The 11,792-nt window shown below is 49.3% G+C and carries 10 protein-coding genes; 7 read left to right on the top strand and 3 right to left on the bottom strand.

Annotation, left to right across the window (positions count from 1 at the left end; all coding sequences use genetic code 11):
* Positions 1-12: 12 nt before the first annotated feature.
* Both AC3WQ3_RS09815 and AC3WQ3_RS09810 read right to left on the bottom strand, forming a co-directional pair.
* Positions 13-861, bottom strand: a complete 849-nt coding sequence (locus AC3WQ3_RS09815) for a WYL domain-containing protein (RefSeq protein WP_492472124.1) — start codon at positions 859-861, stop codon at positions 13-15.
* Entirely contained in the window at positions 809-2,164 is a 1,356-nt protein-coding gene (locus AC3WQ3_RS09810; protein ID WP_492472123.1) for a helix-turn-helix transcriptional regulator, read from the bottom strand. Before AC3WQ3_RS09810 ends, AC3WQ3_RS09815 begins: the two co-directional genes overlap by 53 nt.
* Positions 2,165-2,391: 227 nt before the next feature.
* Here AC3WQ3_RS09810 and AC3WQ3_RS09805 point away from each other — a divergent pair, with 227 nt between their 5' ends.
* The 4 genes from AC3WQ3_RS09805 to AC3WQ3_RS09790 all read left to right on the top strand — a co-directional run bounded on the left by AC3WQ3_RS09805 (position 2,392) and on the right by AC3WQ3_RS09790 (position 7,835).
* Positions 2,392-3,195, top strand: coding sequence for a nucleotidyltransferase domain-containing protein (locus AC3WQ3_RS09805; RefSeq protein ID WP_492472122.1), 804 nt, complete (start codon positions 2,392-2,394; stop codon positions 3,193-3,195).
* A 27-nt stretch (positions 3,196-3,222) separates the two neighbouring features.
* Positions 3,223-4,656 (top strand): 3' terminal RNA ribose 2'-O-methyltransferase Hen1, encoded by a 1,434-nt coding sequence (locus tag AC3WQ3_RS09800; protein ID WP_492472121.1) that lies wholly within the window; start codon positions 3,223-3,225, stop codon positions 4,654-4,656.
* A gap of 61 nt (positions 4,657-4,717) precedes the next feature.
* Entirely contained in the window at positions 4,718-7,339 is a 2,622-nt protein-coding gene (locus tag AC3WQ3_RS09795; RefSeq protein ID WP_492472237.1) for a polynucleotide kinase-phosphatase, read from the top strand.
* A gap of 244 nt (positions 7,340-7,583) precedes the next feature.
* Positions 7,584-7,835 (top strand): RNA-binding protein, encoded by a 252-nt coding sequence (locus AC3WQ3_RS09790; RefSeq protein ID WP_095360818.1) that lies wholly within the window; start codon positions 7,584-7,586, stop codon positions 7,833-7,835.
* 112 nt (positions 7,836-7,947) lie between these two features.
* Here the strand turns inward: AC3WQ3_RS09790 and AC3WQ3_RS09785 are convergent, their stop codons facing one another.
* Entirely contained in the window at positions 7,948-8,868 is a 921-nt protein-coding gene (locus tag AC3WQ3_RS09785) for an AEC family transporter (protein WP_095288865.1), read from the bottom strand.
* Positions 8,869-8,961: 93 nt separating this feature from the next.
* On the opposite strand from AC3WQ3_RS09785, the gene AC3WQ3_RS09780 reads away from it, so the two are divergent.
* The 3 genes from AC3WQ3_RS09780 to AC3WQ3_RS09770 all read left to right on the top strand — a co-directional run bounded on the left by AC3WQ3_RS09780 (position 8,962) and on the right by AC3WQ3_RS09770 (position 11,791).
* Complete coding sequence (locus tag AC3WQ3_RS09780; protein WP_336781209.1) at positions 8,962-9,468, top strand: mismatch-specific DNA-glycosylase; 507 nt, start codon at positions 8,962-8,964, stop codon at positions 9,466-9,468.
* A gap of 144 nt (positions 9,469-9,612) precedes the next feature.
* Positions 9,613-10,185, top strand: coding sequence for an RNA polymerase sigma factor (locus AC3WQ3_RS09775; protein ID WP_492472120.1), 573 nt, complete (start codon positions 9,613-9,615; stop codon positions 10,183-10,185).
* Positions 10,166-11,791: a DUF4179 domain-containing protein gene (locus tag AC3WQ3_RS09770; protein ID WP_492472119.1), complete on the top strand. Its 1,626-nt coding sequence runs from the start codon at positions 10,166-10,168 to the stop codon at positions 11,789-11,791. Before AC3WQ3_RS09775 ends, AC3WQ3_RS09770 begins: the two co-directional genes overlap by 20 nt.
* The last annotated feature ends 1 nt before the right edge of the window (position 11,792 follow it).

The raw sequence follows: 11,792 nt of genomic DNA, 5'->3' as shown, positions 1-11,792 counted from the left end.
GGTTGTTGTTTGTTATGTGGACACCTTGGCCTCAGAAGTCAGGTCTGGCTCACCTTGAGCCTCGGGTGCTGCATAACGTGCAAGCACCTTGGCTGCTGTCTCGGACATGCGATTGCGCAGCACAACGTTGTCTACAATGCGCACCCGTTTGCCGAGAAAGCGCATTTTGGACAACACATAATCCATCTCACTCCGGGGGATCGTCAGCTCAATCCGGTATGAATGCTGAGCTTCCATATACTCTACCTGTTTCTCGAAGCAGGAGAAGGCATATAGAATGCGTGACAATTCCTGATTGAACTCCGGCAGTACTTCAATCGTGATGGTTGTCTTACGTTTCTCAGTCAAATAGCGGATTTGCTCCGTATAACGTGAGACGTTTTGCGGTTCAAGGTGCTCGGACTCTACAGTGATAATGCTGTGTAGCTTGGTCGACATCAGTTTCCCAAATCGGGGGGCGTACCAGAGCACGTACCACTCTTTTTTGACCATGGAATATTCGAGCTTGTACGGGAATCCAAATTGATCCTGAATGATTAGTCCATTGCGAACATGCCCCGTTAGTCGAAAAGCTTGATGGTTCATTATGATTTTGCGCAGTGGATGGAGCAGGGGATGGGAGACGCTATGTTCTTCGCTTTTGGCTTTCTCGGTCAAGTACTCCTGCAGGTTCATGTCCGGCTCCGCATCCAGCATTTCTTGCAGTTTATAGTAAGTGGAAGGACTTAATGCTTCCTGGGCGGCAGCATGATTCAGCATCATCCGGAGCCAGGCCCGTTCCTGTGAAGTCCAGGTGAACAGTCCAGTTTCATTCAATCTCGTCATGATCTGATAGTTGAACATCTTCTCGAACAGATTCATAATATTGCGCAATCTCCTTCCATTCCTTAATCATCTCCTGACGAAGCCTGTGAGGTGCAATGACCTCGCAGCTGGAGCCAAAGCTCCGAAGCCATGGTTTAATCTCCGTCGTACCGTTAACCCGGATCTCATACAGAAAGGTATGCTCGGTTTCGGGCGTAATCGTGCCCCACTGGCCCTGCAGACGTACCCGATCCAGAATGAAGTTGCGCTGACCGCTCTCGGGATGGAAAAAGCGGGCTTGAACCGTAACCGTCTTCGCCGTATCCACCAGCCAGCTGAACCGGCTGACTTCTGCCCATTGCTGTTTGAGATCGTGCATATACTCTGGGCTTACCGCATCCAGTTCCTCCATCTGGGTGATACCCTCCATTCGAAACTTCACGAATCCCCGGCGTCCCTGATATCCAATGACATACCACCGGCCATACTGGTGATCGTAAACGACTTCGAGCGGCAGGATCTGGTTGGAGTGTCCGCTGGCTTCGCGTTCGAATCGCGGATTCGTATTCTGCGAGCTGTAGCTGGATGGCTTTTTGGGTGAAAAATAGACAAACTGGACTCGCTTGCACTGGCGAATGGCACTAAGCAGGGTGTACAGATGTGCCTCATCCAGAATGCGGGAATAATAATGGTACTTGTATATAAACGGTTCGGTTACTTCCTGCTCGGGATAGCTTGCGGCAATTGCCTTCTTCAGGCTGTCTCTTAGCAGATATCCCTGTACAGAGGGAACTTGGGTATTCGCCATGATGTCCACAAAATCATATAACTCCAGCTGTTCCTGGGCCGTTAGTTTGGTAAGGACGTCCTGCTGCAGCATATAGCGATAAGGCCTGCCACCCGGTTCTTTCCGGATTACACCGACTTCTTCCAAATACTTCAGATCGGTGCGGATCGTTTTTTCATCAGGCAGTGCGAGTTCCTCAGGCAGATCGGCACAGCAGGCATCCAGCAGTTCCATCGCGGTCAGCGCGCTACCTTGCAGTGTATGTAAAATGACGGAAAGCCGCTGAACCTCTGTTTCTTTCATCGACTTGGCCCGAAAAAGGAACAGAAGCAGGGGTTCCGCAGATTCCCCATATTGGAAACGGACGAGCTCCGTCATTTCTTTGCTCGGCTCTGAACCGTGGCGCTGATCTGCCACAGATTGCATGATTTCTTTTAACCTGCGCGTCGTTTTATCAAAGGTATGTACGGAGATGCCCAGTCGTTCGGCATACTGTTTGCGATTGTATGCACCGCTTGTCAGAGACAACATGCGAAGAAACTGAATTTCTTTGTCAAAGCTTTCTTTGGCCATGAATCATCACTCCTTGGTGGCCTGGAGTCAGGCAAATATGGATTAAGCAATATGCAGCTCCCCACTTCTCGTATCCCTTCATTGTAACAGGAAGAGTAGCTGGTTTCATTTTAAACTTACAAAGGTCGCCATACTTTCACCATGTTCTTCTGTGGATGGGTTAGACATAATGAGGGTATGAAAAGATACGGTGGCAAGCAGCAGAAGAATAAAGGAGGCAGGTAGACATGACTCACGTTCATGAAGAAATGAGAGAAACGATCCGGCAGCAGCTTGCACAGATTGAACAGGAGGAACAGATTCGCATTATCTATGCGTGCGAGTCGGGCAGCCGGGCTTGGGGATTTCCTTCACAGGATAGTGATTATGATGTGCGTTTTCTGTACGTGAGACCGCTGGATTGGTACTTGTCGATTGAAGATAAACGGGATGTGATTGAACGCCCGATCAGTGATCAGCTGGACATCAACGGCTGGGATCTGCAAAAGGCGCTGAAGTTATTTCGAAAATCAAATCCACCCCTGCTGGAGTGGCTGCAATCGCCCATTCGCTACGACGAGCGGTACAGTGTGGCAGAGCGCATTCGTGCATGGTCTCCGCTTACGTTCTCGCCCAAGTCCTGCATGTACCATTATCTGAATATGGCCAAAGGGAACTTCCGGGATTATCTGCAAGGCGAGCAGGTGAAGATCAAAAAGTATTTCTATGTGCTCCGTCCGCTGCTCGCCTGCGGTTGGATTGAACGATATGAGACCATGCCGTCCATGGAGTTTGATGAGTTAGTCAAGGACATTATCCCTGCGGGAACGCCGCTGTATGTGGAAATTCAAGATCTTTTGAGAAGGAAGAGAGCTGGAGAAGAACTGGATCTGGAGCCGAAGCTGCCAGCTATTCATTCCTATTTGGCAGAGAACATCGAGCATTTTGGACACATAGCTGTGGATATGACGAATGAGCAGGTTGTAGGGTACGAAGAATTGAATCGAATTTTCCGATCCGCGCTGGATGAAGTATGGGCGGATGAAGAGTAGGAGCATAGAAAGAAGGAGGAGTAATCCATGCATTTGATATTAAAAGCAACTGGAGAGGGAGCAGGCAATGTATCGCATCTGCTCTCGAAGAATCCCAATAATGTGTATGACCGGACGGACAAGGGTGTGCGCGTAAGAATGGTATATACGACAGCTGCAGAACGTGAAACCGAAGTGCTGATGCACGCCGAACCTGATCCCGTTGATCTGGTTAGAGGCACACCGGATGGTTATGATATTACGCAGTATATTAATGACCGTGAATTTGTGACCAGCAGCTTGTTCTGCTCTTACATACGTTCGGCGCTGGGGACCGCGCTTAATGGCAAACCGAAGGAAGCCTATGTGCAGTGGGTAGGGCATCCGTTCAACATGGAGCTCTCGTTCGGACCGGTGGCATCGGACCTGCCTGATCGAGCGATTGAGGAGTTGTTCTCACCACTTGGTTACGCTGTAACCCTGGAGAGAGACGAGCTAGCCTATACGTTTGATCTGAAAAAGAAGAGCACTGTCCGCCGCATCATTCTTCGCGGTCAGGTCACCGTGCAAAATGCACTGCGCCAGTTATTTTTGCTCATTCCCGTGCTTGATAACTATAAACATTATTTCATCAGCGAGGATGAAATCGATAAAATCAAGCGTTACGGCGAAGGTTGGCTGGACAGCCATCCCCTGAAGGAAATGATTATCAAGCGTACGCTGCGGTTTGCCGAATTGATCCGGCAGTATGAGCGTCAGGAGGGTGTTCTGTCTGCACCTGTAGAGGCGGTAAATGCCGGGGACGATAACGTGAGTGCCTATGAAAAAGGCGATGGACCTGACGTTCCGTCTATGCAGGAGGAACCACCCGTCCGGTTAAATGAACTTCGCTATCGTGCGATTACAGATGTGGTCGCAGGTCTTCCGCTCAAGCGCCGCATTGTGGATATGGGTGCCGGTGAAGGCAAGTTATCTGCCAAACTGGCTTATATTTCGGGCGTGGAGTCCATTCTTGCTGTGGAACCTTCGGGACAGTCCCGGCTGCGGGCCATGGAACGATTCGCCAAGCTGGAAGGACGAATCGGGATCGCGGCTGTGCCAGAGCCAGTCATCGGCTCACTGTTTTATTTTGATGAGCAGATGCAGCATCAGGACGTCATGATCCTGTGCGAGGTCATCGAGCACATCGAAGCTTATCGGCTGAACGGTATCATGGATACGATCATGAACGAATACCAGCCGGAAGTACTGCTTGTGACCACTCCGAACAAGGAATACAACCAGGTATATGCAATGGAACAGGAGAGCCTCCGCCATCACGACCATCGCTTCGAATGGACCAGGGCGGAACTGGCAGCTCAGTGTGAGATGTGGACGAAGCAGGCAGAGTACACCTTTGAAATCAGGGGCATAGGGGAGTATGCAGAAGGTTTCGGGCAGCCGACTCAGCTCGTGATTTTCAGGAAGGAAAGGAGAGATTAACATGAGGGATAACCCGGGAGCTGGAGAAGAAAATGACACAGGCAGAACGCCTCATGATCCGATGGCAGGGAGGGATTATAAGAGACGCCGCAAAATACACCTGCCTCATGCAGGCATCGTCGTGCTTGTCGGTCCGTCCAATAGCGGCAAAAGCACATTGTTGGAACGACTCGTGAAGGAAGGAGTCATCAAACGTACGGAAGCCGTCTCCTCGGATCAGTTCCGCATGCTGGTCGGAGATGATGAATATGTGGACTGGAAGAATCGTCCGCGAAGCGAAGCGGATGTGATCTATGCCGAATACCAGCAGGTATCGGCCAAGGCCTTTGAAGCCATGGAAGCCATGCTGGCGACTCGCTGTAGGTTGAACAAGCTGACTTGGGTCGATGCGACCCATCTGTATACGGAAGATCGCCAGCGTCTTATTCATCTCGCGAGAAAAGCCCATGTACCTGTCATTGCGATCGTACTTGATGTTCCGGAGAAGGAACTGCTGGAGAGGGATGCTCGTCGCGATTATCCACGCGGCCGTCAGCGGGTGAAGCAGCAGGTACAGCAGTTCAAACGCACGCTGCGCTCCATCCGTGAAGATGGCTTTGATGCCAATTATGTGCTGAAGCAGCCGGATGAACTTGAATTTGTCCGCACGGCCAATCCACTGATGGTGGACATGGGCGTAGGGATTGATATCATTGGCGATATTCACGGCTGTTATGATGAAATGATCGAGTTAATTATTCGGTTGGGCTATGTGAAAGAGGGAGAAAACGGGTTGTACCGTCACCCTGAGGGAAGAAAGCTGGTCTCGGTTGGGGACGTATCCAGCCGTGGACCTGCATCGCTTCCATGTCTGCTGTTCTGGCAGCAGCATTGTGCCGCAGGGTTAGCCTACATGGTTGACAGCAACCATGGGTGGAAAATTGCCCGTTATCTGGACGGTCGCGATGTTACCCTTAGTCATGGAGATGAGTTTGTTGAGCAGGAGCTGAGCGAACTGGAACGGGAACATGGCACAGAGACAGCGCAGCAAATACGTACAGATCTAAGAGAGTTTCTGCTGAATGCCCCTTCCCATCTGGTATTCTCCCGGAACGGGGTACGTCAGGTAGTGGTGGCACACGCGGGTATTCGGGATCATTTTATCGGAAAACAATCCAAACGCATTCAGGATTACTGCCGCTATGGAGATGTGGATGGAACAGATGAGCATGGACGCCCAGTTCGGAAGGACTGGTACGTGGATCATACTTCAGGCGAATGTATCGTCTGGGGACATGACCCTCGTCCATATCCTACGATCGTTAATGATACGGTCAATATCGATCAGGGTGTTGTATTTGGAGGTATGCTGACGGCCTGGCGAATGCCGGAACGGGAGTCCGTCAGCGTTGCAGCACTGCAGGATTATGCAGGAGATCTGGATAGCCCGCTCAAACGCTGGGAACAGCGCCGGTTTGCACCGCCCAACCTTCGGAAATTCAAGGAAGGATTTACGGTGCAGACCGGATCCAGACTGGACGTAGCTATCCAGGGCGAGGTAGCCCGGACGGCCATTGATACTTTTTCCCACTTTACGGTACCGCTGGAGGAGTTGGTCTATATCCCGCCTACGATGAGCCCGCCGCCAGCAACTTCTTCGGTTGAAGGCTATCTGGAGCATCCGCGGGATGCATTCCACTATTACCGATCACAGGGGGTTACGCGCATGGTGGCTGAGAAGAAACATATGGGCAGTAGAGCCATTTTGCTCCTCTTCCGCGATCAAGAAGCTGCGAAGCAGCGAGTGGGAAGACCGATTCTGGGGAACATCGTGACCCGGACAGGACGATCTTTTTTTGACCCCACAACAGAACAGAATGTACTGACCAGGTTGCATGCGGACCTGACTGCAGACGGTTATTTTGAACGCCATCAGACGGAGTTTGTATTGCTGGATGCCGAGATTGTCCCCTGGAACCTGAAGGCCCGGGAGCTGATCGCTTCACAATATGCACATGTGGCCGAGGCTTCCCTCATGGATCGCGGAACGGTGCTGGACAAATTGCGGGAAGCGGGAGCCGCCGGACGAGATGTGGGGGAGTGGCTGCAGGAGACCGAAGTCAAACTGGCGAATGCGACTACATTCCGTGACGTATTTCAGAACTACTGCTGGGATGTGAAGGAACTCGGGGATATCCGTATAGCACCGTTCCACACCCTGGCTCACAGCACGGGAACGTTCTGGGATCAGACACATGAATGGCATATGGAGCAGAACCGCGAGTTTGCCCGGATGTCCAGTTTCATGATGGAGACGGAATATCGGGTGATTACGAGTGAGGCGGATGAAGCGGAAGTTATTCGCTGGTGGGAGGAGATGACGGCAGCAGGACATGAGGGCATTGTGATCAAGCCAGAAACCTTCCGCACGTGGAATGGGAACAAAATGATCCAACCTGCGATTAAAGTACGAGGGTGTGCATATTTGCACATCATCTATGGGATGGATTACCTGGCACCCGAGAATTTGTCCCGGCTAAGCAAACGTAAAACATCCAAGAAGGAACGCCATGCCCTAATGGAAAGCGCTCTGGGTATGGAGGGAGTTGAGCGTTTTGTCCGCAGGGAGCCTGTGGAGCGGGTTCATGAATGTGTGCTTGCAACGTTAGCCCTGGAGTCTGAGAAAGTCGATCCACGATTGTGATGGTCCATAAAATAGAGGAAAACACCTTGCATTAGACTGAGATGAAGGCAGGCTTGGACGAGATCCAGGCCTTTTTTTCATTTTATTGTAAAAACTTTACATTTAAGAACATTTGAATTAGGAGTCTTAACTTCAATATAAACGAACCAAAGCCCTATATCCTTCCATGGTTATCTGGGTAATAATGTTATATATAGCAAGTAGTCATTGGAATTTCATAACGTAACGATAGGGGGTAACCTGCATGGCATCCATGATTCTGCTGGTAAAACAGACGGAGGACGATGAAAAGGTTATTTATCGATTCGGACCCAATGAGCGGAAGATGGGACTGATTGAAATGAACAAGATCAAGGAAAGTGTGAAGGAACTGGAACCTGTTCAGGTCGAAGGGGTCAATCCCAGCTTTTACTTCAATCGGGCGGCGCAGCGGCTGGTCCGATGTTTATTCAGGGAAGGCGGCAAGTTTCCGGAACGGACGACGTTTGAATCCTAGTTTTTCTTTTTGGCTGTGCAAATAGGGGTTACTCGCATAGATCGCATATGTCTTAACCAAAAAAAGTCCAAGCTCATCCGACTTGCGGAGCGCATGGACTTTTTTAGTTGCATCAAAACGTTTTGGCAAAAGAAATGAGTGCAGTAATCGTAATAATGTTCAAGAGTGTTGAGATGAGCACCGTTTGGGCGGCAAAGTCAGGTTCGTTATCATATTCTTCGGCTAGAATGGACGCATTCACTCCTGTAGGCATCCCAGAAGCGATGATCAGTGCCTGTGCGGCAATCCCTTCCAGACCCAGAAGCAATACGATGGAGATCCCGATGGCCGGGCCAATCAGGAGACGCAGAAATGTGCTAATATACACATCAAGACGGTACAGCCGGATCGGGTATTTGACAATTTGCGCGCCGAGGGTCAACAGTGCCACAGCAACCATGCTTTGCTGCGCATACGTCAGTGGCATGGACAGAAACGTTGGCAGCGGTACCTTCCACATATGGAACAGAATCCCCAGTAAGAGAGCATAGGGAACCGGCATTTTGAGAAATCCAATAATGACTGCACGGTAGTTCCCTTTCAGCTTCGCACCCTGGATGGATAAAACGCCATACGTGAAGGTCAGCAACGACTGTAGGGACATCACGAGAGCCTGGATGGAAGATGCGAGTGGGTCTCCGCGAAACACAAGCGCATTGATCGGCAGGCCATAGTTGCCTGCGTTGTCCAGCATGACACTGTTGTTAAAGGCGGCCTTCATGCCTTTGTTCAATCGAAGTGTTCGTGCGAACACGGATCCTACGATATACAGAATAATGACATATATGGCGTAGAAGAGAGTGACAGTCCCGAGTAGTTCACCCGACATATCGGAATGGTACATGCTCATAAAGACGGCTGCGGGGGTAATACAATAGAAATTGATTTTGGCGAGGGTGTACAAGTCCAGCTTGAACACCTTTTGCATCCAGGACCCGACTCCGATCAGGAGAAAGACGGGCAGGACGACTTCAAGCATGATGTCTGCTATCATTGGTTCAGCTTCCTTTTTCATGAAAATTTCAGTCCGATTTCGTAAACACTTCAACTATTATATCATTATATACACTAGGGAGGTCATGTGAATATGATTCCAGATCATCTGGATGTTGGGTTATCGATTCTGTTTATCGGATTCAATCCCAGCATCACATCAGGCGAGACCGGCCATCATTATGCCTACAAAGGCAATCGGTTCTGGCGCATTCTGGAACGTTCCGGCTTAACTCCTCGTTTATATCATCCGGAAGAAGATCAGGATCTGCTCAAATTGGGGTATGGATTTACCAACATAGTAGCCCGGCCTACGAGAGGCGTGGAAGATATAACACGTGAAGAGTATGCGGAGGGACGTCAGATTCTGCGGCAAAAGCTGGAACAGTACCGACCAGACGTCGCCTGTTTTGTCGGGAAAGGGGTATACACCCAGTACAGCAAACGTACCAAAGTGGAATGGGGATTTCAGGATGATCCGGTTGTCCCGGAAATTCAGGAATTCGTTGCACCTTCTTCGAGCGGACTGGTGCGCATGTCGATGGATGAGATTGTTGCTATTTACGCACAGCTTAGCGATTTTATTGCGCAGAAACGTTGAGGCAGACTACAGTGGATTCGCCCAACCGGCTTTGAACCGGACTTGAGCGAATTCTTTTTTTTGAAGAAAGTGAGAAGTTTTGGAAAGTACTTCCGTCTATATAGTACAGAACCATGCATGGAAGCTGTAGAGAAGGGGGATTACATGACTCAACATATGCTGGAGGAGGAGCTCATCGAGCGTATTATTGCAGGGGATAAACAACTGTTCGCCTTGCTCGTGGATCGATATAAAAATAAAGTCTACGGCATTCTGCGCGGAATGGGCGCGAGTCATCCGGATGCGCAGGATCTTGCACAGGACACGTTTATTCGGATCTATCGCTATCTCCCGTCCCGAAGGGTAGGAAGCAGTTTTTCTTCATGGGTATATACCATCGCTGTGAATCGGATGCGGGATTTTATAAGGCAAAAGAAACCGGTTATGACGGCAGATGAACCGGTTATGGAGCGAGCCAGTGAAGAATCGCCGGAAAGGCATGTGCTGCACAAGGAGATGCAGCGGGAAATATACCGCCAGATGGAACAGCTGCCGGAATCATACCGGCTTGTACTGCTGTTGAAATATACCAATGAGCTAAGCTATGAAGAAATTTCAGATATTACCGGCATGAGTGCAGCGCAGGTCCGAAACGCGATGTACCGCGGGAAAAAGATGCTCAAGAAACAGATGGAGCGCAAAGGAGGGTTAGCCACATATGAAGCCTATTCCAAATGATGAGGACCGGTTATGGGAACAGCATTTATTCCGCGAGGAGCCTGAACCCGATTTTACGCTTCAGGTGATGAAAAAACTGGATGGTGTGTCCATGGAAAGTGAAGCAGAAGTGAATTTTCCCGTGAAAAAGTCTTCCAAAACCCGTTGGATGCGCCATATTGGGGTTACAGCAGCGGCTGTTGTAATTCTTGCAGGGGGAGCCTGGTTTGCTTGGGATTATAAAATAGGACCTAAACAACCTGTGGTCAACGCAGTGAATAATCCTCCACTTCCCAATATTCCTGTACCAGAGGAACTGAAGTACTCCTATCTGGCCGATGATTACAAACGTCTCAAGCCGCTTGGTCTTGTGGTTAATCCTAATATTCATATCGAGGATCAGGGTTACACGCTTAAGATCGAAGATGTACTTGTGGACCGTTCGCAGATTGTACTTACTGTACAGCAAAATGCACCTGATGGGAGTACGATATACTCGGTTTATCCCGCGATGGGAAGGATTCATATTACAGATGGGCAAGGAAACTCGATTGCATCCTTAGCTTCATTTGGGGATCCAATTCAGAATGGTTCAAAATATCAGAGATTTGTATACCAGCTGCAGGATGAAATCCCCGATGAGGTGGTTGTACGCGGGGAGCTGGGGTATTTGAATATAGGAAGCTATTATAATTTCGAGACACAATCGTACGAAGATAAAGATGTCACGGTGGATTGGAGTTTTCAGTTCAATATCGATATGACCAAAGCCAAATCACTGGCTGTCGAAGCTCCTATGAATAACACATATACGACGCCAGAAGGTTTGAAGTTGGATATGACACAGTTGGTGCGAACACCAAACGGAACCCGGCTTGACATGAATGTGAGTCTGAGTGATCAGTTGCGTGCCAAAGTCGGAGAGGATTGGGAGAAACAAATGGAATTGCTGTACCATCTGGAGATACCTGAAACTAATGAGTACCGTGTATTTAACGGAAACAAGACGAATGCCCGTCAAGCCAAATTCAGGTTAAGAGATACGAGTCAGTTAAGCCTGGAGGGGGGACAGATGAGATTGTCTGAGACGTGGGACCCTGCTATTGTGACAGTGAATGCGAAGAAGATTCGCTTTGTTCTGGATGGGTACACCGTCCCTGTGAGGGACGAGAAGTCCTTGGAAGTGGACCTGGAGAAAATGCGTGAGGATGCTGAATTTTACACCTACGTACTACAATTTGAACAATTTGGAGACGAGATTTTATTTTCTGATTTCAATTACAAGCCTGTGTTGGATTCTTATAACGATTCGAACGGAGATAGGGAAGACTACTCTCTTGTATTGGAGGGGTATGGGTCTTTCCAAAATGCTTTTAATGGAGATCATTGGGTGGCAGTCGATCAGGAAGGGAAAGAGTATCCCGTTGAAGTAATTGGTTTTCCAGATCAGCCGAATACTGACGGAGAATATGTTGCGGATAATCTGAAATTGATCGTCCGCGGCTATTACAAAGGAAGCGGAACGAAATTCACCTTAAAAAGAACAGCGCTAGTTAACGGAGAGTATCGCGATGTGAATTGGAAAGTAGATCTGCCATCGTTTACAAGCCTACCTTGGCAGAAATAAC

This window comes from Paenibacillus sp. FW104-T2, assembly GCF_058789975.1.
Note: the sequence above shows the minus strand (reverse complement) of the source record. Positions and strands in the feature narration are given on the sequence as shown.

Excerpts from the sequence above, each read along its gene's own strand:
- AC3WQ3_RS09815 (WP_492472124.1), bottom strand. The coding sequence starts at position 861 with ATGAATCTGTTCGAGAAGATGTTCAACTATCAGATCATGACGAGATTG.
- AC3WQ3_RS09810 (WP_492472123.1), bottom strand. The coding sequence starts at position 2,164 with ATGGCCAAAGAAAGCTTTGACAAAGAAATTCAGTTTCTTCGCATGTTG.
- AC3WQ3_RS09805 (WP_492472122.1), top strand. The coding sequence starts at position 2,392 with ATGACTCACGTTCATGAAGAAATGAGAGAAACGATCCGGCAGCAGCTT.
- AC3WQ3_RS09800 (WP_492472121.1), top strand. The coding sequence starts at position 3,223 with ATGCATTTGATATTAAAAGCAACTGGAGAGGGAGCAGGCAATGTATCG.
- AC3WQ3_RS09795 (WP_492472237.1), top strand. The coding sequence starts at position 4,718 with ATGGCAGGGAGGGATTATAAGAGACGCCGCAAAATACACCTGCCTCAT.
- AC3WQ3_RS09790 (WP_095360818.1), top strand. The coding sequence starts at position 7,584 with ATGGCATCCATGATTCTGCTGGTAAAACAGACGGAGGACGATGAAAAG.
- AC3WQ3_RS09785 (WP_095288865.1), bottom strand. The coding sequence starts at position 8,868 with ATGATAGCAGACATCATGCTTGAAGTCGTCCTGCCCGTCTTTCTCCTG.
- AC3WQ3_RS09780 (WP_336781209.1), top strand. The coding sequence starts at position 8,962 with ATGATTCCAGATCATCTGGATGTTGGGTTATCGATTCTGTTTATCGGA.
- AC3WQ3_RS09775 (WP_492472120.1), top strand. The coding sequence starts at position 9,613 with ATGACTCAACATATGCTGGAGGAGGAGCTCATCGAGCGTATTATTGCA.
- AC3WQ3_RS09770 (WP_492472119.1), top strand. The coding sequence starts at position 10,166 with ATGAAGCCTATTCCAAATGATGAGGACCGGTTATGGGAACAGCATTTA.